This window comes from Comamonas sp. HJ-2, from assembly GCF_053615495.1.
In genome coordinates, this window is the sequence record NZ_JBSIFD010000023.1 from 1 (window position 1) to 23,492 (window position 23,492).

Below are 23,492 nucleotides of genomic sequence, written 5' to 3' on the forward strand. Positions count from 1 at the left end.
TTGGTGGCAATGGTGCGCTGTGCAAGTTGAGGTTGCACAACGTCGGAGCGCAAATACTTGCGGATGGTATTGCGAGAGAGCCCAGTTCTGCGGGCGATCTCTCGGATGGACAGGTGCTCACGCAGAGCCCAGCGCCGGATGACACTCAAAGTGGCCACGTCAATCACTCCTGGTCTCCTGCTGCACAAGAAAGCAGCAGGCTAGGCTTAATGCGTGGGTCAGATTGAGATGGAAAAACCGGGGGCTAGTGGGTCACTTCTGGGTGGAAATCAACAGCAGCCCAAAGACTGCAAACCATCCGTGTGTTCTCTCCTTGACCCAGCGATGTTTGTCCAGCTTTCGCTGCTCTCGAATGCACTTCTCGAACATCATGGAGTCGTGCCTGTTGGCACCGCTTACGCGGAGCACAAACGGGATACCTCTCGCATCTACGACGAGGTGTCGTTTGGGACGAGCTTGCCTCTGTCTATGGGATTGGGCCCGCTTCCTAGTCCCCCGGGGGCTTGGTGCTGATGTGCCATCGATGCTGGCCCGGCTCCAATCAATTTGGTTATTTTCGGGCAGTGTTGCCATCATCGCCAGATGCAATTTCTGCCAGACGCCGTTGACATTTCAATCACGTAAGCGCTGCCAGCAAGTCATGCCGCTGCCGTAGCCTAAGGCCTGGGGGAGTTCTTCCCAAGGACTGCCTGTTTGCAGCATAAACAGGATACCGTTGAGAACTGCCTCATCTCAAACGGTGAGCTGGCGTGCGCCACCTTTGACGGAGGGTTTGAAGGCGGGATCAAGGGCTGCAATTGTCGCTACAGCTCTTTGTTAGCGGGTTGTCTTGCAATGAAGGCATGATGCATAAATGCTTCATGCCGCTCTCAAAGGGGCGTAGTGTTAGCGGCTCTAAGCCAGCGCCGCTTTATGGTCCTAGTACGCCGCTGAGGGGGTAGATTGTTTTAATGCGCTTTTGAAGATCTCAAAAGCCGTCTGTTGAGATTGGTTCAGTGCTTTTGGCGCTGAGGGGGCGAAGCAGGCAAAACCCAGCTCGAGTGTCTGGCTATAAGCTCCTGGCATATAGATTGAACTTCTTCCATGGCGGCTGTCGCTATGGTTGTGGGCTTTCCCATGCGCCTGGTCACGATGCCGACTGAGCGTAGCGGACCGTCCACGATTTCCGACATTTGCATGCTGCGAGCTTCGAGAATTGGCAAAACTCCAAGGTACGGCAGAACCGCCACACCTACTTCTTTTTTTACAAGTCCCGCTACCGTCGCGACCTGATCGACTTGCATCTTCGGACGGTACTCGATGCCGCGCTGCAGGTAGGCAGCGCTCATGTAACGCATCGCCGTGCTTGCATCTGTCAGGGTGATCAGAGGCAACTCCAGTAGGTCTTTGAGGCGCAGGCTTTCGGGCAGTTGCTTGCGCCATGCGCCGCTGGCCAGGAGAACGAAGCGGTCGCGCATCAACTCTTGGCACTGCAGTTCCGGATGTGACGGAGCGACCGAGGCGAGCGCAAAGTCCGCTTGGTAGTTCAGCACGCGCTGCAGACAGGCGCTGTTGGCGCAGTCATTCACTGAGATCTGAGGCCCTTCGAAGCGCTGCTCTAGCTCTGTGCACAGCCGAGGCAACACCACATACGCTAGCGAAGGCCAAGCAGCTATCGAGAGCTGCAAGGCTTCACGCTGCGCAGTAGACATCATTCGCATCAGGCCAGCGTCGTACTCGCCAACCACGGTTCGAGCGATGGATACCAGGCGCTGTCCTCCGGGTGTCAGGTGCACGCTGCGCGTGGTTCTTTCGAACAGAGGTAGGCCCAGCGAAGTCTCTAGGTCCTGTATGGCCTTGCTCAGCGACGGCTGCGTCATGAACAGTTGTTCAGCGGTCTTGCTGAAGTTCAAAGATTCGGCAAGGGCCAGAAACATTCGTAGGTGTCTGGGCGGAATATTCATTCTATTAATTCATAAATGCATAGAAACAAAGAATTTCAAAAATATATACCAGATCTTTAGGATTTGCGAAGTCCAGTGGCGGATGTGCTCACAAGTGCAGCAGCTTCGGATCGAACACCTTAGAAACCAGGAGTAAAAAAGTATGGCGCGTATTCCCTATGCAGGTGCCAACTGCAACGAGGTTCGTGCATTGACCGAGCGCATCGTGTCTGAGCGCGGCAGTGTTTTGCACCTCTACCAGATGCTGATGCACAGCACTCCTGTGGCAGAGGGATGGCTTAACTACCTGACGGCCATCAGACAAAAAACATCCATATCCGGTGCGATGCGCGAGCTGATCATCATGCGAGTGGCTCTCCTGAACAACGCTCCCTATGAGGCTGACCAGCATGCGCCGATCGCGCTGAAAGAGGGCATATCGCAGGACAAGCTCGACGCTCTAGTTGATTGGAAAAGCTGCCTATTGTTCGATGAGCATGAATGTGCAGTGCTGGCTTACACAGACGCTATGACCCGCCAGATTCAGGTTCCAGACGAGGTGTTCGGCTCAGTTTCGGCGCTGTTTGGGCCGGCACAACTCGTAGAGATTACCGCCACCATTGCAGCCTACAACATGGTCTCGCGCTTCTTGGAAGCGTTGCAGATTCACTCCCACGACGCGCGCTGATTTCCAAACAACTAGATCCAGGAGACAAACAGATGACAAATAATTCCGACCGCACCCACTCCAAGCGTTTTAGCAACGGTCTAGACTGGGTTCACCAACGCTTGCCCTTGAGCAAGCCGGTAGCGACAAAGTTGGCTCTGATTGCTGCATTGCTGTTGCCGTTTGGTGCCACGGCACAGGAGGTCTGGCCAAGTAAGCCGATCACGTTCGTGGTTCCTTTTCCTCCTGGTGGGCCAACTGACCTGATGGCACGGCTTATCGCTCAACCTTTGTCGAAGCGGCTGAATGTGCCAGTGGTGGTTGAGAACCGTGCAGGCGCAAGCGGAAACATCGGAACCGGGCAGGTGGTCAAGGCTAAGCCCGATGGCTACACCATTCTTTTGGCGGCCAGCGGCAATTTGTCGGCAAACCAGTATCTCTACAGCAAGCTCAGCTATGACCCTATCAAGGATCTAGCCCCTGTCATGCAGATATCTAAATTTCCGTTGGTTCTGGAGGTGTCTGACAAGAGTCCAATCAAAAACTTTCAGGACTACTTGAGCCAGGCCAAGAAGCCAGACAGTCGCGTGACATTCGGTTCTGCCAGCAACGGCACCCCTCAGCATCTCGGCGGCGAGCTGTTTAAGGCCAGAGCTAACGTAGAGATTTCGCACATTCCATACAAGGGTGCAGGTCCTGCCATCGTCGACTTGATGGGGGGGCAGATTACGAGCATGTTCGATATCCTGGGCAGCTCGATGCAGCATATAAAGTCAGGCAAGCTTCGCCCGCTGGCGGTGACTACGAAAAGTCGTTCAGCGCTTCTGCCGGATGTGCCGGCCATCAGCGAGCTCGGTTACCCGGATTTTGAATACTACGCATGGCATGGAGTTTCAACCACTGCCGGCACTCCCAAAGCGGTTGTGATGCGCCTGAATACTGAGTTGCGTGGCATCTTCAACGATCACGACTTTAAGGAAAAGTGGCAGGAGATGGGTTCGGAGGTGGTATCGGGTACGCCTGAACAGTTCGACAGCTTCATTCGCAGCGAGGCCCGCAAGATGGAGACTTTGATCAAAGGTCTAAAGATCCAGCTCGACTAATTTCGAGGCGGTTGGCGCATTGCGCAACGGCGCGCCGTTTGCCGAGTTGTCAGACGCGCTCAAACGGCCGCAAGCTTTGCGCCTCAGCTGCCAGGCGCCGATCGCGAGATGGTGGAAGTTCTTGCCTTGGCGTTGCAACACGATGAGCAAGCCGTCCTGGCCGCTGTCTAGTTGGCATTGGAGGATGGCGCACCTGTATCTTGGGTGGAAGGTGAATGGAAAGCCAAGAATCATGGCGCCGAGCGTCGGCACCATTGGCGCAAGGTGCAACTGGGTATAGACGTACAGACACTGCAGATATGAGCCATCGTTGTGACCACTATCGAAGTGTGTGATTCGTCAGTAGCGGCTGAGCGCTTTGTCCAAATGCCTAACCCTAAAAAACTTAGCCCGCTTCACGGGCGGCGGTGCAGATGACATACAAGATATGCATGCAGCATGTGACGACCGTAGCGGAATCCCAATCATCCCGCTATGTAAAGGAGCAAGACGGGGTAAAGGGGCCTTTACGCATCGCAACGAGGCCGCTAAGGCGTGCAAGCGACTGAGCCGCACTGCCTGGAAGCTCTGGAGTGGCTACCACCGCAGAAGCTTGGTGGCAACAAAGATGAATTGCTTTAAACGCCAGAGGAGAGAAGGTGATGGTCAGGAGCTTTGGCTAATCGTAGCTTTCGTCGCTGTTGTATTTGCCTAGCGTATCTTGGGCTGGCGAGTGAGCAGTTTGATGCCGACGGATCTCTTGTTCGATACGTCGGCGCGAGCTCTATACGTGGCAGCCAGAACGTGATGGAGTTTCGCCTGATTCCATCACGGATGGTCTACTAACCTCTGCCCACAAAAGGCATCTTGGTGGCCATGATGGTGTGGAACAACACATTGGCCTCAAGCGGTAGATTGGCCATGTAGAGCACGGATTGACCAACGATGCCGACGTCGATGAGGGGCTCCACGGCTATTTCGCCATTAGCCTGAGGCACACCATTGGCCATGCGAGATGCTAGGTCGGTCATGGCATTGCCGATGTCGATTTGGCCCACGGCGATGTCCCAGGCTCTGCCGTCTAAGGCTGCAGTCTTGGTGAGGCCCATGACTGCATGTTTGGTAGCGGTGTAGGCAATGGAGTTAGGTCGCGGTGCATGTGCTGAGATTGAGCCGTTGTTGATGATGCGCCCACCGCGCGGTGACTGCTCGCGCATCACACGAAATGCCTGCTGTAGACAATAGAACATGCCGTTGAGATTGACGTCGACGACCTCGCGCCATTGGGCGGGGGTCCAGTCTAGGAAGCTGCCTGGAGGGTTGCCACGTCCAGCATTGTTGAATAGCAGATCTACACGACCAAAATGCTGCACCGCTTGGGCAAACAGTTGCTCCACGGCCACTGGGTCACTCACATCGGTTGGTACGCACAGCACCCGGTCGCCGGCACCGTGGCGCTCTTGCGCCAGGGCCTGGACGTCTTCAAGCAAGCCTGCCCGCCTGCCTGCTAGCACCACGCTATACCCGTCGGCAAGCAGAGCCAACGCCACTGCTTTGCCAATACCCGATCCCGCTCCGGTGATGATCGCTACCTTCTTTACAGACACTTTGGAACTCCTTTCTCGCTGACTTGCTTGGAGCTTTTCCCGCTCCCACTAAATGTCGATTTGACAATGTACTTTGTCGAGACTGAAGCTTATCGATTGATCTGCGGAAATAGCCCATTCCGAGAAAGCCTGGAGCCCTGGAAGCCTGAGCAAGGCAATTGTCCGGATTGCCACGTAGTTCAGTACTGGGCTGATGCATACTTAGGCACGAATCGACGTTCTCATCTTGGTTTTGGCGCAAGGGTCAGGCGGGATGCTAATTGTTTGCGAAGTGTGTCTCTCTCGATAGTTACTTCAGCCAGCTGCCGCCTTAGAGAAATGAGTTCCAGTTGGTCTTCGTGATAGGCCTGCGCAATCGCTTCTAGTTCAGACTTCCATGCCTCTGCGCGATCGGTGACAGCCTTCCGCACATTTTTCTTACCTTTAGCGATTCCTTTTGTGAGCCGTGCAACCCACTCGTCCACCTCGACTTTAGTCGTCTGCTTGTGTTGAACACCTTGTAGTGTCACTTTGCTTACGTGTGCTCTCCTGCACACCTCAGCCTGGGTAAGCCGGCCTTTGTTGAAGGGGTACAAGCCTTCGTGTTCTTCGATCTCCTGCTCAATGGTGGACATGGCCTTTCGCAACTTCATTACGACGTCTGTGCTGCGCTGACGGGCAGTATCCAGCAATTGAACTGGTGGAGCTTTTCCTATGGGCGTCATACCGAGTCACTCGTTCGCTCTTGTTGGAGCAGCGCTGCAACTATGGGGTGAGCGCTCCAACGTTTTTCGAGATCTGGGAACCGACGTAGATTTGCTAAAACTTGGCCCCGCCAAAGCTCGGCAGTGATTTCATCGCCTTCGAGTTCTGCACGCTCCAAGTGAACTACCGATTCATTCAAGAGTCGATTCACATCGTCGTGTATGGCAGCCGTTTCCAGTCTGTGGTCACAGTTCCCACGGCATCGTGATGGCTCTGGATGTCCAACTCGCTTGTTGCAAGGGCCAGATTGCTGAGGCCCCTTTGTGCAAATCACTCCTGGTCGAACCAGACTCCATATCTTCCCGCTGAAAGTAAAGGTCTGAGCTAACATGTGGATGTCGTTTTCGCCGAATTGCTCTCCTCGACGGGCTCGCTCTTTTGCAACCGCCTTACGGATGCCAGTGGCGGCAGGGCCGCCATTGCTGTCTGCATTTTCGATCGCGTTCTCTGCAAGCATGATGATCTGGGCCTTGGCGACTTCTTCCATCTCCGAGCGAATGGCTGGGTCGGAGAGGATGTAGTACAGCGCCGCCTCAATTTTCTCGTGTCCGAACAAGTCCATAAGAATTTTCGGAGCACCGGCGACAATAGCTAAGGCTATAAGTCGTGCGATCGACTTCCGGAAGCGATGTGGATGAAGGGACATGTCATCCATCGCCTCAGTCAGGCCTAGCGATTTAACCATCCTCCTAAGGTGATTTAGGTAGCTTGCCGTCATTGGATGTCCTTTTGACCTTATCGTCATCCAAAGGGGGGGGGCATCTAAAGGTGCTAGATTGTTCTCCGCGCTATCTTCGTCATCAATGGAATAAAGAGGGCCCGTCCGGTCAAGTACTGCTGCTAATTCCTCTTGTTGTCGGAGTGCTGTGCCGCAAATAGAAGGAATTGGCCAGTCTCGCTCCTGCCCGTTATTAGTGAATACAAGCTTGTACGTGCGTCCCTGGATTCTTGTGACCTCGTCCTTCACCTCAGCAATACACCCACGTCGTAGGCTCAATGCCTCGCTAATGCGACCGCCGGTGCTCAGCAGGAAAACAAAGAGATGCGCCGTCTGTAATAGCGTGAGCAATTCGATGATATCGCTAGGGCGCTTTGGAGGCCATTCATTAGATTTAAATCGCCGACCTAGTTGAATATGAAACGGAATTTTAGTCAGCAGATTTCCCGATGGATCAATCCATTGCCGAGAGGCAAGAAAATCTCTTATCGCGCCGTCTCGCCGCAACCTCTGCATCTCATAGGAGTTTGCGGTCAGAGGCGTGCGATCCATGACTTCGAGCATTGAGCGGCCGCATTTAAGTAAGTCGGGGCCCAACTGCTCAACCAGCCAGATGACCCGCCATCCTGCCTGAGCAACGAAAGCGTCGGGCAGAGGCTGAAAGCCGATTCCTTGATATTTATGATTTTGTGGGCGTTCTTCGCCTTTCCGGTCAGCCTCAAAATAATCTTGAGCCGTGGTCAGGTTAGGAAGGTCGTACCAACCATATTGGAGGCTGAAGTGCTTCAGCTTCGACAATACCCCGTTAATTCTTCTTCCACGATTGATAGTGGCAAGGTCTTCCGGACTTAGGTGTGAAAGTACACAGCCCGATGTGCTACCGGGCTTGTTTAGTCCAGCCTGTGCCATCAACGCCACAATGCGCAAGTTGTCTTTCCAGGTCACCGGAGCCGCGAGAATACGTCCTTTTTGCGATGGCGTAGCGGCAAGGAAGTAAAGCAAGCCGAACCTCGTGACCTGAAGGACAGCCAGATCTTGTGCCTCAGGCGAGGCCCCAGTGGATGCGAACCGATCCGCGAGTTTCAGAAAGCGATTGTTCTGCGCTACGCCAGGGGGCATCCATGCGTGTGGTAATTCTATCCTGCCCCATTTGTTGCCAAGACCGAGCAGGTGCTGAATTTCCAAGCAGCGCTCTTTGGATGCAGTTATTAGGTCCTTTGGCGCGTAATTATTCAACACCACAGCTCGGTGATAAGCGGGCTCTTTTATGGCAGTGTCATTCATAAATCCCCTCAAATTGCAGAACAACGTGGCGACCATCCTGAATTTCACGGAGCCAGAATTTCTTTACGGCATCGACTTTGTTAGGTTCAAACAACTCCAAGGTTGTCTTGGTTGCTTCGACTTCTTCGGGAAAGGTCGACTGATACCAAGCTGTGAGCGGTACTTGGCCCTGAAGGAACTCAAGCTCAGCCATGCGCCTAGCGAGGTGTTCCAAACTATCTTCAAAGACGATGGCATGGGGGCAAAGGGTGCATCGTTGAACCCGGCACCCACAACCTTTGACATGCTCGGGTGAGATTTGGACCGGGGGATTTTGAAAATCCTTGCAGCCGGTGCCGACTCGCGTGCGGTCCTTATGAGCGGACCACCGCAGGCGTTGAACTTCAGTAACGACTCCACGTTCAACCAGGCCGCGCAGAATGGCTGGGTCCACGATCCTCCTGCTTCGGATTTCACTCCACATGGCCTCCTGGAAGCTGGCAACTTTGCGTTCCCCGTAGGCTTTCCATTGGCGTTTCCGTAAATAAGTCTTTAATGACTCGATGCTCGTGTGACCGGCAGCTAGCTTCGCTACCAGCCAGTTGTAGCCAGAGCCTTCGTAGCTGAACGCAATGAAAGCCTCTCGAAAATCAGAAATAGTAATAGACTCCGGGATAAGATAGACTTTTTTATCAATCTGTTTTGAAGCCAGAGACTGTTCTCGCTCGTTTCGCTCACGAATCCATTGTCGAAGAACGGGCTCGTGACTAATCGTACGATACGTATTGAGATCTAGTGCAAGTATGGAGTTCTCACGCGTGCAATCGACAAACAGCCACGGGGATTGAGCCAAACGACGCAACTTCGCAACCTCGATATGTTGCTCATCAGATTGAATCTTTTGAAGTTTTTGCTGTTCAGTGTCCAACTGTGCCTCTATAAATGCTCTTAATGGACGTGTTCTTTCAATGAGTCTCTGCACGATACGGCCAGGAGACAGCTCAGATTTCTCCAGGCCGACAGCGATCTGCTCGGTGTTGCCACGACTCTTGATGCTCACCACGAGATGGTGTTGTGGAGAGGTTGGATGAGGGCGAATCCATGAACCTTTTACGTCCAAGTCAATTGCCGTCTGAGCGTTCCAGCCAGTTTTTATCAGGAACAGCAATAGTGCGGCTTGGACATCAGCCTTCCGAGGGTAAAGACCAAATACAGGTAGTGCTAGGCTATTAAGTTGCGATGTGTGCTTTCGAGAAAGACGTAGCCCCGGAACGTTGATAGACAAGTGCTTTCCGGATGCTTCCAGATACGCTCGATAAGTTGCATGTACGTCACCTTCCGAGATATTTGTTTCTGCTGCTTCTAATGGAGCTAATACTCGACCGGAGGCGGCAAGAATATCCGCTGTTTCAAAACGGGAAAAGCATGCTCTAAGCCGAAATTTGAGGTCTTGGTAGATTGCAGCGATTGCCTTCTTGTCTGGCAAGCTGTTCTGAACCGGAGGATCCTTGGGAAACTCAACATGCAAATCAGGCAGTCCAGCGTCATTGCGCACGAGATTTAGTGGGCGTAGTAGACATTGGAGATATCTCCTGTCAATTCCTTCGCGCACTGCAAGAGCAGCGTGGAGCTCGTTGATGTGTGCCGCTTCAGAGACTGGCGCAAGGTCTTGGAGACGGTCGAAAAGCCGCCACCATTGTCTGAGTGCATGCAGAGTACCGTTGACCGTTTTCTTTGGAGCCGTCGCGAGTAAGACTCGGTAGTAAGGCGCCAGCTCGGCCACCAGTATGGGGCGGCCCTTAAAGCCAACACCATTTCGCGGATGACTGGCCACCCTGTTCAATGTGCCCACGGCAAACTCGTTCAAATCCAATATGCCGGGCCTGGTCAAATGCGATGTCACAATTCTCAGATTGGAAGCGGGAGGTGGGTTGCCGTCGACTAGGTCGAGTCCCACGGGCGTCGTGGCTTGGCGCTTTTTACGAGTGGGATCAACCATTAGGCATTGCTCTCTTGGCTGGAATGCAACATCGCTTCTAGACTTTGTTCGTAGGCGCAATGTAGGCTGCAAAGAATAAAAGTACGCTCAACCCAAACGAGATACAGCCTGCTAGTTTCTGGACTGAGATGCCCTAGCTGAGGTGTTATCACAAGGTTCAATGTGTCGGTGGCTGAATCGGAAATCCAACCACTAGGTAATAGGTCGTGGGCAAGTGCCATTGTTTTGGTACGGCACTCTAGGGCTTTGAGAAGTGTCTTGCATGCCCAATAATGCCGCCCAGCGTGTGGCGACCACCCCTTGTAGGGCAGTGCTTTGACTGCGGTCCATGCTTCATATATCACCTGTGGGGTGTACGGCAGACCAGTAGCATCTGAAAGGAACAGCTCTTTCAGCTTCTCTCTCTGGCGTTTGCGACGTTCCTCCTGAGTCTTTGCATTGCGCACATATTGCGCTCTGGCTTTGGGTCGACGTAGTTCTCTGTACGCATGAAGTCGTTCGGCGACGGAAATAGGCATTGCAATTTTGCGAGGAGGCCCTTCCTCTCCATCGGGACCTGGGTACTTGGGTCCCTTGGTGCCGTATTTGATAAGTACTTGCACCTGATCTCCAATGACCTCCCAGTCGGAACGGCTTAGGGGCAAGGTATCTACCCTCCACTGGATAAGTTCTTCTCGTCTGATAGCGGTGGATAGCACCAACTCGCACATGAGCGCTTTAGTGGCTCCGCGTTCGATTCGAACACTTGTGAGCCATTTACCTACTTCTTGGTCGGTGGGAATGCGAAGCGAGGCAGGAGACTCCCGAACTGCACCAGCTCGGGCTTGAGCCTGGAGGGGCCGATGTCCGCTAGCACCCATGCTCGAATTTGCGCGGACAAATGTAGACGATGCTATGACATTAAACGGAGATCTCAGTCCTCTATCTCCTGCCCAGCGAAGGAAGTAGCAAGCTTGCGATATTCGCTGATTTACGGTCGATCCTTTGAGCGGATGGCCTTTAATAGCCCACTCGCCTTTAAGCATCTCGGCCTGATATCCCTGGATCAGGTCCTCTGTGTATTTAAGTTTGCGCCAATCTTTGGCTCGATGTTCACACCATTCAATGAAGTTGATCAGCGCATTTGCGATGGTGCCCAGGGACTTTTCGGTGAGGTACTTTTTTCGCACAACGCGGAAGCTGGAGTTCGGTGAGGGGCTCCACTCGGCCAATCCGCGTTCACGAAGGTAGCGACTGGCTTCTGCGTGGTATCTCCAATTCGACGCAAAAATGACTGGAACGTGCGATACAGAAGCGTATCCCTTGGCTACCAATTGCTCTTTATCGGGCCAAAAAAGGTGAGCCATACGCTAAGAGTCCTTCACCTGTTGTGCTCCGCCGCACAGCGGTGCTGATACGTTTTTATATGCCAAGGCGGGCGCTGCGGCAAGCCTCTGGCCCTGAGCGCTCCGAGTGCAGTAACGCTCCTTCAGGACTCAGTCCCCATACAAAAGCGATGGGTTGTTGTAACAGCAGAACACTATGCATTCATGAGCAAGAGTGGATAGAAGGAGCCTGCCTGAGCCAAGACAAAGGATGAGATGTCAGGTGGCTGTGCCGCTTTCACCGCCTGCGTGCGACAGGCTCAAGCGGGTATCAGCGCTTTTTCCGTGTCGCAACTTCATGGCGTGCTGCCGCCATTTCAACCAATTGGGCAATCGTGTTGATATTTCTGGCCGTACCTTGAGCAGCTGCTGCAATCCTGAGCTTGGAACTGCCCATTCCAGCACCATAAGCCACATAGATCTCGCGCCGTCCCAACTGCAGTTGTTCGTCGTTGCGGCCTTTGATCTGGGTCAGCGCGTCTGTTGGTGGTGCTTCATCGAGAAAGATGGCAACAGTGCGGTTGCCCGGGGATTCGGGAAAGGGGTTGTTGGCCAGCACCTCCGTCATCTCCCGGGCCGTGCGCACGATGACATCCACGGGCTTACCCGCATAACTGGCCAGGCGTCGCTCCAATGCCGACTTGAGTTGCTGCTCGGTGCAATCTGCATCCAGCACCACATTGCCGCTGGCAATATAGGTCTGTACCTGCGCAAACCCTTCGGCCTCGCACATGGACTTCAACTCCGCCATGGGGAGTTTGCCGGTTCCGCCGACATTGACGGCCCGTAGCAGAGCGACATAGATGGGCATGACTGATAAATGGAGCGGATCTCGAAGGGGCAGGCGGAGAAATCCCACACGATGTGACGGAGCACCAAGGCGCAAAGAGGATGCTAGCGTATCGCAACAGCCCGCGAGATTAGGTTTGCCTGGATGGAGAGGGTTCAGGAGGACTTGCAGTCCACAATGGATCAGGCTGAGATGGATTTTCCCTTCCACGAGACAGAGATTCCACAGCAGCACCAACCGTGTTTGGCTTGGACCAGAGCCCTGGTCATTGCACGGATTGCTGCTGCATTTCACAGAATTCGCCCAGGCTCAGGCTGCCCTTGTGCCGCCCGCCAGGATTGGCCTGAGCGCTCGTCAGTTCGGATAGAGGCTTGCCGTTTGCCTGGACTCGATTGCCTGCTCGAGACTGGTGCCAGAAACGGCCTGCATGGTAGACGGTGCAGGACTGCCTTGTGCCGAAGCATCCGGCCCGTAGTTGTTGCGGCGCTCGTCTGCGGTCATGGATTGCGGGCATTTAGAACCCGTGATCTCCAGTGCCACGCGAGCGGCGGGATCCATGCAGTCCATTGCCAGAGAAGCTGCCTTCATGCCCTTGTTCCAGAGCTCACGGCTCATTTTCAGGCGTTTGCAATGCTCGTCCGTCCAGGTTGTGCCGAAGCTCACGCCAAAGCCAGGGCCATTGGCACTGCCGCTGCTGCTGCCCATGCAGGTGTCATTGCTGGTCGTGAGATTGGGGCCGTTCACGCTGGGAACGTTCTTCACGGTGTAAGTACCGCTGTACTCGACGATGTTCCTGGATGTCCCGGATACCGTGTTGTTCAGATTCTGGGTGGTGGTTCCGCTGGTCGTGATGTTTTGATCCGAGCTTGAGGTCGACCTGCTTTCGATGCTGGATACTGATCGGCTGTCCGCCGCGGCAACCGGATTCACGATGGTGATGGATTGATTCTGTTGTGCTCCCACTGACGAGGAGCTGGAGAGGCTTTGTGCACTGCTATCGGCATTCTGCGCAAAGCTGCACAAAGGGACACAAAGGCTTAGCAAGGCTATTGAGGCTTTCATGCTGTTTCTCCTTTGTCCCCGAGTCTTGACTTGGGACGCCTCAACTCGGGGGCAATACAACTGAGTTCACGGACTTTATCTAGTTGGCGGCCGAGTTCGCCCATCCATAAGCATTGCCCGAAGTTCCACCACCATTGGAGCCTCCGAAGGCTGTGCCCAGGCTGAAGCCGGTAGTTGTCGCGTTGCCGACAGAGGAGGCGCCGGAGTTATTGCTGGTCGAGGTTCCTCCCGGGCCCGAGATCGCCTGCGAGTTCCCGCCAAAGTTGGAGTTGGTATGGGCAGTGCTGTTCACCACCGCAATGCCGTTGCCGATGGATGCAGTTCCAGCCACATTGTTGGTGCTCGAGTTGGCGTAGCCTCCGGCGCCACCGCTGACCAACTTGCCGGGAGCGTGGCCGAGGTAATTGCTACCTACGTCCGAATGTGCGTTGGCGTTGGTGGTTCCGTAGCCGCCGGCAACGCCGCCTCCGCTGGTCGCAGCAAGACTGCTGACGGTTCCTGTGGTGGAGGCGCTTCCGCCGACACTCGATTGCCCCGAGGCCACAGGCCCCCAAGAGCCGGTGGTGCCGGTGCTGGTTCCAAAGCCGCTTGCTTGAGCGCTGGCCGTCGCACTATTGAAGCTCACAGCGCTGCCTGTGCCGGAGCTGGCAACCGAGGAATAAGTTCCTGAGGACGCATTGGTCCCCGTATTGGTCGCAGCAGATGCCACACCAGCCAAGGCAGCAACCGCCATGACAATCAAAGACTTTTTCATGATCATTCCTTTGAATAGCGAGTTCTCAAACCACGGGGATGAATTCAGGCGAAAGACCATTTGCCAGTGCACAATGATCAATGCCAACCGGAGTTGCGTTTTGGCTTCGCAGATGCCTGTTCCAAAACGTTCTTTCGGTTAATGGCAGTTTCAATAAGCCGGATGAAAACAGAAATACCTTGTTTGGGCACGAACTAGGATTCTGTTGATCTGCTATCGTTATTTGTGCAATTTATTGAAATATAGAACTGCATTGCTATCAACAATGAAGCGAAATCAGATGATTCCATTATTGTTTTTAAGTGTAAATTTCAAAACAATATAATTGTCTATATTTAGATGGCTGTATACGAATATTTTCCGAGAAGAAAGCAATCTTGTTCTTTTCGATTTTTAATACCAATATCCAGTGGTTTTTAATTGTAAATAATGTACTGTCCCATTTGATTGAATAGTATTTCGTGGATTTATTACCTTTTTTGAGTTTTCGGAGAAGCTGAAAGACGATCACTCAGGAGCGGTGCTTGTGGTTTGTCATGTCCGATGTCAGGGCGAGCCTAATCCGGCCCAGATTCTTGTTGCAAGCCAATGGCCGGCAATACGGTTGCTCCTTGCTAGGTTCAAGATATCGCCGCAAGTTGTTGGCAGTCGTTTCAATGCCATCCCTCGTAGGCGCGAGCGACGGGACTTTCCATCCCGATCGCCCGCCAGAGCTTTAGGCCCTTATCAAGCCTTTCTCACTCTCACTGGCAGCCCTTGCCTGACCACTGCCCCCGATACCCAGTCGATCCAGACATTGTCCTTGGCAGGTCGGGTCGGATCGACAAAGCCCAGAGCATTGAGATTCACGCCATTGCCGTGCTGTGGGTTGGCATGGGTGGGCTGGCCGTCAACCTTGTGGGCCACGGTGCCCAGTTGCTTGTGACCGTAGCCGTGCTCAATGGCGATCGCACCGGGCGCGATACCAGCGCGTACCAAGGCCACGCCTTGGAGTTTACCGCCAGGGGTGCTGAGTTCGATGTGGTCGCCATTGGCGATGCCCAGCTTTGCCGCATCGGCCTTGTTGATGCTCACAGGATTGTGCGGATGCACCTGGCGCAGGCGTGAGGCGGCGATGGACATGCTGCTCATCAAGTTGGACTTGTAGCTGGTCATGGTCAGCGGCCAGTCTTGCTCGGAAAACACTTGGCGCATGTCCGAGCCATCGGCCAGGCGCGTGGGGTACCAGGTGGGGCAGCCGCTGTAACGCTCGCCGGTCATGGAGTGGCGCATTCTGGACAGACCATCGTGCCAGAACGTGGCCGGGAACTTGGCCTGCAGCTTGAGCTGGTCGCCCTTCCAGGCGTCTTCGACCTTGTCGAAGCGACCGCCACGGCTCATGACCATGGCGACGCGGCGCACTTCCTCAGGGGCGACACGCTTTTGCAGCGACGGCATCCACTTCTCGAGGCCGGTGATTGCGATGTCGTCATCGCTGGCTTCGGGCACGGACTTGCCCGCCTGGTAGGCGATATTGCAGATGCCGCGCAGATAGAAGTCTTCGGCGTTTTCCAGATCGAGCGGCTCGCCGTCTTTGGTGGACATGGCATTCTTGCCAAAACCAGGCAGACCCAGTTGCTTGGCAACGGCAAAGACAAAGCTCTCGAAGCTGATGGGCTGACCGTCGGCCGTTTTAGCGGTAGCGGCATCGACGGTGGGCCAGCGCACCGTGCTGCTTTTAGCCACCACGTCGGCCCATGGCGCGCCAATGCCCCAGCTCTCATAGGTGACGGTGTCTGGCACGATGTAGTCAGCCAGCGCCGAGGTCTCGTTGATGAAAGGATCCACCGAGACAAACAGCGGCAGCTTTTTCACGTCCTTGACCGAGTCGGCCAGCGCATTCTCGAAACCGCACATGGAGTAGATGGGGTTGCTGATGTGGTTGATCCAGGCCTTGACCGGGTAGGGGTAGCCCAGCATTCCGGCGGCCAGCATCTCGCTGGAAAGGCCGCCGGGCGCGGGGTACCAGGGCGCCTTGGCGGGGTAGGGATTCTGGCCCGCTTCTTTCTTGCGTCGGAACTCGCTGGTCTTCTCGTAGGGGAACTTGGTGCGGGACAGGCTCACGCCCTTGGGTTTGACGGCACCTTCAAACTGCGCAAAGTTGTAGCGTGGGCCGGGGCCGAAGGGGCCAAATGGCCCTGCGTCCATCACCCAGCCGCCGCGTACGTTCAAGTTGCCGATCAGGTTGTTGAGCATGGCGATGGCGTAGGCGGTGTAAAAGCCGGAGCCATTCATGGTGCCGCCGTGGGAGTTGGCCACGGCCTGTTTGCCATGACTGGTGAACTCGCGCGCCAGGTCTTCGATCTCCTTTACGGGCACGGCGCAAAGAGCAGCGTATTCCTCCAGCGTCTTTTTGTGCGCTTCAGTGCGCAGTTTGACGAAGGCGGTGCAGACAGCAATCGGAGTGGGTTCTTCGGTCGCATCCGCAGCCTTGCGGGGAGTGAATTCACGCTCCACGATCAGCTCGGCGCTCTGGGCCACGGTGTGCGCGGCCAGCGATCCATCGGCCAGTTGCACTACAAACACGTCTTCGGCGGGTGTTTTTTCGTCCACTGGCTCCGGCATGGGCAGGCCAATGTCCGCGCCGCGCAAGAACTGGCCAAAGCGGGGGTGCTTGGGTTCGTTGATGAGCAAGTGCGTGGCGTTACTCCACGAGGCCTCGCCCACTGCTGCCATGGCGGTGGGGCCGGGCTGGGTCAGAAACTGCTTGTCATAGCGCTCGTTGTCGATGATCCAGCGGATCAGACCCATGGCCAGCGCCAGGTCGCTGCCTGGTTTGACGGGCAGCCAGCGGTTGTTGTCACCTGCCGCATGGCTGGACGAAGTGGGCAGCATGGGTGAAACCACTACATATTTATAGGTGTTCTCGCTACGCGAACGGGCTTCTGCCAGCTCGCGGCCCACGCGCTGGAACGGGTTGCCGGACTGGGCCGGCGAGGTGCCAATGAACAGGCCAAATCGCGAATTCTTCCAGTCAGGCTTGCCGTGGGGCATGCCGGCCATATCGCCCAGCGCCGCGCCCGTGCCCACACGGTAGGTCTGGCCGCAGTAGGAGCCGTGGTTGGACACATTGATGGTGCCGAACGATTGTTTGGCAAAGCGGTTGACCAGCGGGGTGCGACCTTCGTTGGCGGCCTCCGTCACCAGCAGCTGGTTGGACTTGGGGCCGTATTCGGGATTGGCTTCATCGATCAGCGTGTTGACGTCGCGGATGGCGCGCAGACCGTCCACATGGCCTTCGCCGAAGAGATCGCCGCCTTCGCAGATTTCCTGAACCAGCTCTTCGAGCGTGATGCTTTTCCACTGGCCGGAGCCACGTGGGCCCACGCGCTTGAGCGGCTTGAGCACGCGGTGGGGAGCTTTTTGGTGCTCGAGCATGGCCGAGCCGCGGGCGCAACTGGTGGCACGGCCTTCCAGGCCGTTGTCACCGCCCAGCATGGCATAGACCTCGCGCACCGGCGTTTCCATGGGCGCGGGGTGGGTTGTGGCCAGCGGGTGATAGGGGTTGCCGGCGATACGGATGATACGGTTGTCGGCGGTGTCGACGCGCACACGCACGCCGCACTGTGTCCAGCAGCCCAGACATGAGGAGGGGCTGACCACCTGTCCGGGCTGGGTCGTCAGCTTGCCGCTGGCGGGGTCGATACGGAATTCGGGCGTCAGCGAGTTGCCGCGCGTGGCGCTCTGGGTGGTTTTACCCGAGCTGCCGGAGATCAGCCCTTTGGCTCCCTTGGCCACGGTTTCGCCATAGCCTGCGGCAAAAGCCGCCAGGCCGCCAGCCACGGCGCCGCCGCGCAGCAGCAGGCGGCGACGGGCGACATTGGCGTCATCTTGAGATTGTTCAGGGGAGAGTTTCTTGTCTGTCATGGTCTTGCCCTTTGTGCTAGGGAAGGGCAAGCGCTGCAGCGTTTCTATGGTTTTGATAGCTGCTGGCGCCTGCGGGAATTGCGGTAGAGGCCTATTTAGCTTGAAGTGTTAGGCTGTGGCGAGGGGCTTGCGAGCGGGGAACAGCTCCAGCGCCCAGGTGGCCAGCGCAACCAGTGCCACGCATAGGCCTGCCATGCCCAGCATGCCCATCAGGCCCTCACCGCCCAGAGGCATGCTGTACAGATACAGGCCTGCTCCAAACTTGGGCACGCCCTGCACGCCCATGAACAGTGCCCAGCGGAAGGCCCAGGCCGATGCCGCCAGGCCGGTGCCCAGCACCAGGGTGTAGCCCTTGGCTGCCAGACGATGCTCGCCGCGCAGCAGGGCCATCACCACGACTGCGCCAAACACGGCCGAGCCCAGCATGGAGATGCGCCAGACAGGGAACTCATTGAACAGGCGCACAGCCATGTCAAATGAAGGGCTCTGGCCCGCGATGCCGGCAATTCCCCAGGTCAGGGCACTGGCAATCAGGCCGGTGGCCAGCCACAGGCCCAGATTGCGCAGCCCTTGCAGGGCTGCAGCATCGGGCTGCAAGGCTCGGGGCAGGAAGCGGTAGAGCACAAAGCCCATGCCCACAGTGGCCAGCCAGCCGCTGAGTGCCAGATTGATCGGTACCCACAGTGTGTTCCACAGTGGGCGCGAGCGGATGACCATGATTTCGGCTCCCGTATAGACCAAGATGCTGAGCGTGGACAGCACCAGTACAGGCACCAGCAGGCGCATCAAACGCTGCTTGCCAAGCCACCACAGCACGCACATCAACACGCACAGCCCGACAAACGTGGGCATGAGCACGGCACCCAGGCTCATCCACGACCAGGGCGTGAGGTGGGCATAGAAATGCCAGAAGCGCGCAGGCTGGTGCAGGTCGGCCAGCAGGGCCACAGGTGCGGCAATCGCACTCATGGCCAGCACCAGCACCGCTGTGGGCAGTAGACGCTGGAGCAAGCCTTGGGCCGGGCCGAACGCACAGGCCGAAGTCAGCAGTGCGGCCCCCGTGGCCATGCCGACCAGAAAGAAATACTGCACGGCCCATGGCAGCCATGCCGCTTCGTAGGCCGGGGTCAGGAGTTCAATGATTTGCATGAGGGCACTCCTTTCACAGATGTTCGGCAACAAGGCGAACCGTGGCCTGACCATCGACACCGTTCACAAACTCATCGGGCAGACCGATGTAGAAGACGTGCGGCTTGGTCTTCATGCCGGGCTTGAGGACCTTGATATCGTCCTTGTGAGCATTGATGCGCTGGTTGATTTCGCTGTGTGCGTCGTTCAGATCGCCAATCACGCGCGCGCCACCCACGCAGCTTTCCACGCAGGCGGGCAGCAGACCGGCTTCCAGGCGGTGTTCGCAGAAGGTGCATTTGTCGGCAGTCTGCGTTTCGTGATTGATGAAGCGCGCGTCGTAGGGGCAGGCCTGCACGCAATAGCCGCAGCCCACGCAGCGCTCGTTATCGACAAGAACGATCCCGTCGGTGCGCTGAAATGTGGCTTGCACCGGGCAGACGGGCACGCAAGGCGGTTCGTCGCAGTGGTTGCATAGCCGCGGCAGACTGACCATGGCGGCAGCCGTGTCGCCGGCCTGGTCGATTTCGTATTGCAGCACCGTGGTGCGGAACTGGCCGATGGGGGGCTGGTTTTCGACCGAGCAGCTCACTGTGCAGGCCTGGCAGCCAATGCATTTGCGCATATCGACCAGCATGCCGAAGCGCTTGCCTTGCATGCCGGGTCGGCGCAGGGGCTGGAAGCTGGGGTCGCCGGGCAGCGCTGCGCGGGCGCTGCCCGCAACACCGAGGCTGGCGGCCATGGCAATCAAATCCTGCAAAAAACCGCGCTTGGTGGGCGCAGTCACTGCCTGCTGAGGTGCCTGGGTAATGGATGGAGTGCTGCAGGTGCAGGCCGAACTGCTGGTTGCGCAGTCGGAGAGTTCTCGTTTCTGAAGTGGCATGGCCCTTCCTTTCATCGTCGCACTGGCACCAGAAAACCCTGATGCTTTAAACATAAAAGAGTATTAAATTAATATCTTTTATGTCTAATTGACTATATGAAAGTTGCCGTTTGCGCCACTTGATTTGAGTCAAGTCTTCGCTTGCTTAAGCGTTTTTTGAATGGAACTCCCGCAAGCAGATGACTTGTTGCCGAGCATGCAGCCACTTTATTAATGAACTGTTAAGCAATCAGTGTGTTGCCGTATGTAATCCGCTTTGCTTGGCGGCAGATGCTGGAGGTCAAGCTATGCATGCACGGCATGCCTGAGCTCGGGCTGAGGTCGCTCTGCTGCGCCAACGTAAAGGCTGCTGCAGCAAACAGATTGGTTTGGAGCCTTGAACGGCTTTATATTCCTTGACATGCGGCAGTTTCGTTGCTGTCCGACAGTGCCGCAGGCCCGTGAGTTTCTTGGAGACGGTGCGTTTTCTGTAAGATGTTCACATGCTGCAGGTTTTATGAGCGGTCGGCCCTGATGCTTGCTGTCTCGCAGCTATCTTGGTGCACTGCCAAGTGCATGCGATATTCCAATTTCGTCACATTGAAAGGATCGATATGTCACGCTCTGTTTCCGACGCCGTTTCCACCGCCCAAGACGATCTGGAAAAACTGGTCAGCGATCTGCGCGGTCTGCTGTCTGCCCGTGAACTGGACAAGCTTCCTGAAATCAGCGTGCTTCGTCAGCGCATCGACGACGGCATGGCCAACGTGCGCGAGTCTGCCGTGCGTGCGGCTCAGGACGCCGCTCGTCAGGCGCGCGAAGCTGCCGATGTGGCGGATCGTTATGCCCACGACGAACCCTGGCGCGTCGCCGGTGCCGCGCTGGCAGTGGGTGCACTGCTGGGTTTCATGCTGGGCCGTCGCTAAGCATTGCTGAGCTGCAAAAGGACAAGTGCCTGTGAATTTGATTTCACTACTAGGTCTTGATTCCCTGCTGGAGCGCTGGCGTGCCAATCTCAACGAGGCCGCGATCGCGGCCGAAGATCGTGTTGATCTTGCGCAGCTTGAGTGGCAACAGCACAAGCGCAGCATGCAAACGCTGGCGGTGCTGGCCATTGTGCTCGGCGCACTTACCGTGGTTGTGCTCATTGTCCTGTCCATGGCTGTGCTCGTGCAGTTCTGGGATAGCGAGCATCGTCAGCTGGTGGCGTGGCTGCTGGTCGGTGGCTGGGTTCTGGTCTGGGGCCTGGGGCTGTGGCGACTGCTGGCAGCTGTCAATCAACTCTCCAGTCCATTCAGGCTCACGCGGCGCGAGCTCAAATCGGATTGGCAGGCGATGAAGGAGAGGATTTAGCATGAACAGCATCTCTCCCGATTCGCGATCCACAGAGTTGGAGCCCGTCAAGCCCGCAGGCATGGATGCTCGGCTCTGGGATGAAGCGACCGCCGAGCAAAAGCTGGTGCTGTCGCGCATTGCCAAGCAACGCGCGCGCATCAAGGCCCGAGCCGCTGCCAAGGCGCAGGCGCTGGCCTTGCGCAGCACGCAGCCTGCGCATGTGGACGCCGATGCTCCCCTGCCCGAACGCCTGCTGTCTTTTGTGCGTCTGCATCCGCTGGCAACGGCGGCAGCGGGGGGCTTGCTCATGGTTCTCGGGCCGCGCAAGCTGATTCGCTGGGGCAGCGCAGCACTGCCCTGGATTCTCAAGCTGCAGCAGCGCGCACGCGGCTGAAGGGGGCCCAAAAAAACAGCCCGTCAAGCTCAGGCATGACGGGCTGTTTCTTTGTGCGCAGCCAGGCCACGCGTCAAGTTCAGTGCATATGGGCGATGGCCTGGGCGGCTTCGGTCACAAGATCGGGGCCGCGATAGATCAGGCCGCTGTAGATCTGCACCACATCAGCACCTGCGCGGATCTTGCTCACGGCGTCGGCGCCGCTCAGGATGCCGCCCACGCCAATAATGGGAAAGCGGCTGCCAAGGGCTGAGCGCAGCTGGCGAATGATCTGGTTGCTGGCTTCGAGCACGGGCGCGCCGGACAGTCCGCCAGCTTCTTCGGCATGCTGCAGACCCTTGACGGCATCGCGGCTGATGGTGGTGTTGGTGGCAATCACGCCATCCATGCCGTGGCGCTCCAGCGTTGCCGCAATCACGCCGACCTGCTCTTCATCGAGGTCGGGAGCGATCTTCACGAATACCGGCGTGCGCTTGCCATGCTGGCTGGAAAGCTGTTCGCGGCGATTGGCAATCGCACCCAGCAGAGCATCCAGCGCCTCGTCGCTTTGCAGGGCACGCAGATTCTTGGTGTTGGGTGAGCTGATGTTGACCGTCACATAGTCGGCATGAGGGTACACGCCGTCCAGCGCCTTGATGTAGTCGCTGGTGGCCTCTTCGATGGGGGTTGTGGCATTCTTGCCGATGTTCAGGCCCAGCAGCATGGCGCTGCCATTGGCGCGCACTTGCGAGCGACGCACATTGGCCAGAAATGCATCCAGGCCTTCGTTGTTGAAGCCCAGACGGTTGATCAGTGCATTCTTTTCGGGAATGCGGAACATGCGGGGCTTGGGATTGCCGGGCTGGGGGCGGGGCGTGACAGTACCCACTTCCACAAAGCCGAAACCCATGGCGGCCAGCGCATCGATGCAGCGCGCATTCTTGTCCAGGCCTGCGGCCATGCCCACACGGTTCGGGAACTTGAGGCCCGCCAGCTCGATGGGGTCGTTGATCAGAGGGCGCGCCCAGGCCTTTTGGAGCAGGGTATTTTGACCCTTGGCCATGAAATTCATGGTGAGGTCGTGGGCCGCTTCGGGGTCCATGCCGAAAAGAATAGGACGCGTCAGTGAGTAAGGAATAAGAGACATGGGGATAATCGCAGGATTACCTGGATTTTCCCTCATGACGACATCTGCTGCACCTCTTTCTCAAGATGAACTGAAAACTTTGGTCGGACAAGCTGCCCTGAAATATGTGGTCGCCGGTGAAATTGTGGGCGTGGGCACAGGCTCCACGGTCAACAAATTCATTGATGCACTGGCCACTATCAAGGATCAGATTCCTGGCGCCGTCTCCAGCTCCGTGGCCAGTACCGAGCGCCTGAAGGCCCTGGGCATCAAGGTGTTCGATGCCAATGAAGTCACCAGTCTGGCTGTCTATATCGACGGTGCCGACGAGATCGACGGCAAGGGCCATATGGTCAAGGGCGGTGGTGCGGCGCTGACGCGCGAGAAGATCGTGGCTGCGCTGGCTCAGCGTTTTGTCTGCATTGCCGATGAGTCCAAGCGCGTGCCGGTGCTGGGTAATTTTCCGCTGCCCGTGGAGGTCATTCCCATGGCAGCGGCCCAGATCGCTCGTCGCTTTGAAGCCATGGGCGCTGACGTGACGGCGCATATTCGCATGAAGGATGGTGCGCCGCTGGTGACCGACAACGGCCAGCATATTCTGGATGTCCGTGGTCTGAAGATCGCCGAGCCGCTGGCCTTCGAGTCCGAAGTCAACCAGTGGCCCGGCGTCGTGACCGTCGGCGTGTTTGCCCACCAGAAGGCTGCGGTGTGCCTGCTGGGAACCGCACAAGGCGTGCAGACGCTGGAATACTAAGCAGCAATCTGCGGCCGGAAAGCCATCTGCTTGTGC

The 23,492-nt window shown here is 56.6% G+C and carries 20 protein-coding genes and 3 pseudogenes; 8 read left to right on the forward strand and 15 right to left on the reverse strand.

Translation table 11 applies throughout. The features are described 5' to 3' along the window. From ACWGXF_RS18255 to ACWGXF_RS18265, 3 genes and pseudogenes are all read right to left on the reverse strand, one after another. Positions 1–167, reverse strand: a 167-nt coding sequence (locus ACWGXF_RS18255; RefSeq protein ID WP_452102251.1) for a winged helix-turn-helix transcriptional regulator, incomplete at its 3' end; no start/stop codon positions are given. Positions 168–255: 88 nt separating this feature from the next. Beyond that, positions 256–797 (reverse strand): annotated as a pseudogene (locus tag ACWGXF_RS18260) (transposase); the annotation flags it as partial. Between the two features lie 195 nt (positions 798–992). After that, the gene (locus ACWGXF_RS18265) at positions 993–1,943 is read right to left on the reverse strand and encodes a LysR family transcriptional regulator (protein ID WP_452102234.1); all 951 of its coding nucleotides are present in this window, start codon (positions 1,941–1,943) and stop codon (positions 993–995) included. 142 nt (positions 1,944–2,085) lie between these two features. On the opposite strand from ACWGXF_RS18265, the gene ACWGXF_RS18270 reads away from it, so the two are divergent. The 4 genes and pseudogenes from ACWGXF_RS18270 to ACWGXF_RS18285 all read left to right on the forward strand — a co-directional run. Beyond that, positions 2,086–2,610, forward strand: a complete 525-nt coding sequence (locus ACWGXF_RS18270) for a carboxymuconolactone decarboxylase family protein (protein WP_452102235.1) — start codon at positions 2,086–2,088, stop codon at positions 2,608–2,610. Positions 2,611–2,642: 32 nt separating this feature from the next. Continuing rightward, positions 2,643–3,692: a Bug family tripartite tricarboxylate transporter substrate binding protein gene (locus tag ACWGXF_RS18275; protein WP_452102236.1), complete on the forward strand. Its 1,050-nt coding sequence runs from the start codon at positions 2,643–2,645 to the stop codon at positions 3,690–3,692. Between the two features lie 13 nt (positions 3,693–3,705). Beyond that, positions 3,706–3,860 (forward strand): annotated as a pseudogene (locus tag ACWGXF_RS18280) (IS21 family transposase); the annotation flags it as partial. A gap of 39 nt (positions 3,861–3,899) precedes the next feature. Then, positions 3,900–4,348 (forward strand): annotated as a pseudogene (locus ACWGXF_RS18285) (transposase); the annotation flags it as partial. Positions 4,349–4,513: 165 nt separating this feature from the next. Here ACWGXF_RS18285 and ACWGXF_RS18290 read toward each other — a convergent pair. The 11 genes from ACWGXF_RS18290 to dsrO all read right to left on the reverse strand — a co-directional run bounded on the left by ACWGXF_RS18290 (position 4,514) and on the right by dsrO (position 19,889). Continuing rightward, complete coding sequence (locus ACWGXF_RS18290) at positions 4,514–5,278, reverse strand: SDR family oxidoreductase (protein WP_452102237.1); 765 nt, start codon at positions 5,276–5,278, stop codon at positions 4,514–4,516. A 221-nt stretch (positions 5,279–5,499) separates the two neighbouring features. Beyond that, positions 5,500–5,892 carry a hypothetical protein gene (locus ACWGXF_RS18295; RefSeq protein WP_452102238.1) on the reverse strand — a complete coding sequence of 131 codons (393 nt, stop codon included), beginning with the start codon at positions 5,890–5,892 and terminating at the stop codon, positions 5,500–5,502. A gap of 86 nt (positions 5,893–5,978) precedes the next feature. Then, a complete protein-coding gene (locus tag ACWGXF_RS18300; protein WP_452102239.1) occupies positions 5,979–8,024 on the reverse strand; it encodes a tyrosine-type recombinase/integrase in 2,046 nt (681 codons plus the stop codon). Next, entirely contained in the window at positions 8,017–10,002 is a 1,986-nt protein-coding gene (locus tag ACWGXF_RS18305; RefSeq protein ID WP_452102240.1) for a hypothetical protein, read from the reverse strand. The genes ACWGXF_RS18300 and ACWGXF_RS18305 overlap by 8 nt, the downstream gene beginning before the upstream one ends. Then, positions 10,002–11,348 (reverse strand): hypothetical protein, encoded by a 1,347-nt coding sequence (locus ACWGXF_RS18310; RefSeq protein ID WP_452102241.1) that lies wholly within the window; start codon positions 11,346–11,348, stop codon positions 10,002–10,004. The genes ACWGXF_RS18305 and ACWGXF_RS18310 overlap by 1 nt, the downstream gene beginning before the upstream one ends. A 289-nt stretch (positions 11,349–11,637) precedes the next feature. After that, positions 11,638–12,177, reverse strand: coding sequence for a DUF1697 domain-containing protein (locus ACWGXF_RS18315; protein WP_087863646.1), 540 nt, complete (start codon positions 12,175–12,177; stop codon positions 11,638–11,640). Between the two features lie 333 nt (positions 12,178–12,510). Continuing rightward, positions 12,511–13,218 (reverse strand): hypothetical protein, encoded by a 708-nt coding sequence (locus ACWGXF_RS18320; RefSeq protein ID WP_452102242.1) that lies wholly within the window; start codon positions 13,216–13,218, stop codon positions 12,511–12,513. Between the two features lie 79 nt (positions 13,219–13,297). Beyond that, positions 13,298–13,972: a hypothetical protein gene (locus ACWGXF_RS18325; protein WP_004340813.1), complete on the reverse strand. Its 675-nt coding sequence runs from the start codon at positions 13,970–13,972 to the stop codon at positions 13,298–13,300. 726 nt (positions 13,973–14,698) lie between these two features. After that, the gene (locus ACWGXF_RS18330; protein WP_452102243.1) at positions 14,699–17,878 is read right to left on the reverse strand and encodes a molybdopterin dinucleotide binding domain-containing protein; all 3,180 of its coding nucleotides are present in this window, start codon (positions 17,876–17,878) and stop codon (positions 14,699–14,701) included. Between the two features lie 108 nt (positions 17,879–17,986). Further along, positions 17,987–19,027 (reverse strand): NrfD/PsrC family molybdoenzyme membrane anchor subunit, encoded by a 1,041-nt coding sequence (gene nrfD / locus ACWGXF_RS18335; protein WP_256630435.1) that lies wholly within the window; start codon positions 19,025–19,027, stop codon positions 17,987–17,989. 13 nt (positions 19,028–19,040) lie between these two features. Continuing rightward, positions 19,041–19,889 (reverse strand): sulfate reduction electron transfer complex DsrMKJOP subunit DsrO, encoded by an 849-nt coding sequence (gene dsrO / locus ACWGXF_RS18340; RefSeq protein ID WP_034355836.1) that lies wholly within the window; start codon positions 19,887–19,889, stop codon positions 19,041–19,043. Positions 19,890–20,482: 593 nt separating this feature from the next. On the opposite strand from dsrO, the gene ACWGXF_RS18345 reads away from it, so the two are divergent. From ACWGXF_RS18345 to ACWGXF_RS18355, 3 genes are read left to right on the forward strand one after another with little or no spacing between them, the layout of a single operon-like run. After that, positions 20,483–20,794, forward strand: coding sequence for a DUF883 domain-containing protein (locus ACWGXF_RS18345; RefSeq protein WP_004340823.1), 312 nt, complete (start codon positions 20,483–20,485; stop codon positions 20,792–20,794). Positions 20,795–20,819: 25 nt separating this feature from the next. Then, positions 20,820–21,221: a phage holin family protein gene (locus ACWGXF_RS18350; protein WP_012838300.1), complete on the forward strand. Its 402-nt coding sequence runs from the start codon at positions 20,820–20,822 to the stop codon at positions 21,219–21,221. Position 21,222: 1 nt separating this feature from the next. After that, positions 21,223–21,597: a hypothetical protein gene (locus tag ACWGXF_RS18355; RefSeq protein ID WP_039051047.1), complete on the forward strand. Its 375-nt coding sequence runs from the start codon at positions 21,223–21,225 to the stop codon at positions 21,595–21,597. 79 nt (positions 21,598–21,676) lie between these two features. Here ACWGXF_RS18355 and ACWGXF_RS18360 read toward each other — a convergent pair whose 3' ends face one another. Next, positions 21,677–22,723, reverse strand: coding sequence for a quinone-dependent dihydroorotate dehydrogenase (locus ACWGXF_RS18360; protein WP_452102244.1), 1,047 nt, complete (start codon positions 22,721–22,723; stop codon positions 21,677–21,679). Positions 22,724–22,757: 34 nt separating this feature from the next. On the opposite strand from ACWGXF_RS18360, the gene rpiA reads away from it, so the two are divergent. Beyond that, the gene (rpiA, locus tag ACWGXF_RS18365; RefSeq protein ID WP_054074229.1) at positions 22,758–23,456 is read left to right on the forward strand and encodes a ribose-5-phosphate isomerase RpiA; all 699 of its coding nucleotides are present in this window, start codon (positions 22,758–22,760) and stop codon (positions 23,454–23,456) included. Positions 23,457–23,492 lie beyond the last annotated feature (36 nt).

What these genes read in the sequence shown, in the direction of transcription:
- ACWGXF_RS18265 (WP_452102234.1), bottom strand. Translation starts at nt 1,943, where the DNA reads ATGAATATTCCGCCCAGACACCTACGAATGTTTCTGGCCCTTGCCGAA.
- ACWGXF_RS18270 (WP_452102235.1), top strand. Translation starts at nt 2,086, where the DNA reads ATGGCGCGTATTCCCTATGCAGGTGCCAACTGCAACGAGGTTCGTGCA.
- ACWGXF_RS18275 (WP_452102236.1), top strand. Translation starts at nt 2,643, where the DNA reads ATGACAAATAATTCCGACCGCACCCACTCCAAGCGTTTTAGCAACGGT.
- ACWGXF_RS18295 (WP_452102238.1), bottom strand. Translation starts at nt 5,892, where the DNA reads ATGTCCACCATTGAGCAGGAGATCGAAGAACACGAAGGCTTGTACCCC.
- ACWGXF_RS18300 (WP_452102239.1), bottom strand. Translation starts at nt 8,024, where the DNA reads ATGAATGACACTGCCATAAAAGAGCCCGCTTATCACCGAGCTGTGGTG.
- ACWGXF_RS18305 (WP_452102240.1), bottom strand. Translation starts at nt 10,002, where the DNA reads ATGGTTGATCCCACTCGTAAAAAGCGCCAAGCCACGACGCCCGTGGGA.
- ACWGXF_RS18310 (WP_452102241.1), bottom strand. Translation starts at nt 11,348, where the DNA reads ATGGCTCACCTTTTTTGGCCCGATAAAGAGCAATTGGTAGCCAAGGGA.
- ACWGXF_RS18315 (WP_087863646.1), bottom strand. Translation starts at nt 12,177, where the DNA reads ATGCCCATCTATGTCGCTCTGCTACGGGCCGTCAATGTCGGCGGAACC.
- ACWGXF_RS18320 (WP_452102242.1), bottom strand. Translation starts at nt 13,218, where the DNA reads ATGAAAGCCTCAATAGCCTTGCTAAGCCTTTGTGTCCCTTTGTGCAGC.
- ACWGXF_RS18325 (WP_004340813.1), bottom strand. Translation starts at nt 13,972, where the DNA reads ATGAAAAAGTCTTTGATTGTCATGGCGGTTGCTGCCTTGGCTGGTGTG.
- ACWGXF_RS18330 (WP_452102243.1), bottom strand. Translation starts at nt 17,878, where the DNA reads ATGACAGACAAGAAACTCTCCCCTGAACAATCTCAAGATGACGCCAAT.
- nrfD (WP_256630435.1), bottom strand. Translation starts at nt 19,027, where the DNA reads ATGCAAATCATTGAACTCCTGACCCCGGCCTACGAAGCGGCATGGCTG.
- dsrO (WP_034355836.1), bottom strand. Translation starts at nt 19,889, where the DNA reads ATGCCACTTCAGAAACGAGAACTCTCCGACTGCGCAACCAGCAGTTCG.
- ACWGXF_RS18345 (WP_004340823.1), top strand. Translation starts at nt 20,483, where the DNA reads ATGTCACGCTCTGTTTCCGACGCCGTTTCCACCGCCCAAGACGATCTG.
- ACWGXF_RS18355 (WP_039051047.1), top strand. Translation starts at nt 21,223, where the DNA reads ATGAACAGCATCTCTCCCGATTCGCGATCCACAGAGTTGGAGCCCGTC.
- ACWGXF_RS18360 (WP_452102244.1), bottom strand. Translation starts at nt 22,723, where the DNA reads ATGTCTCTTATTCCTTACTCACTGACGCGTCCTATTCTTTTCGGCATG.
- rpiA (WP_054074229.1), top strand. Translation starts at nt 22,758, where the DNA reads ATGACGACATCTGCTGCACCTCTTTCTCAAGATGAACTGAAAACTTTG.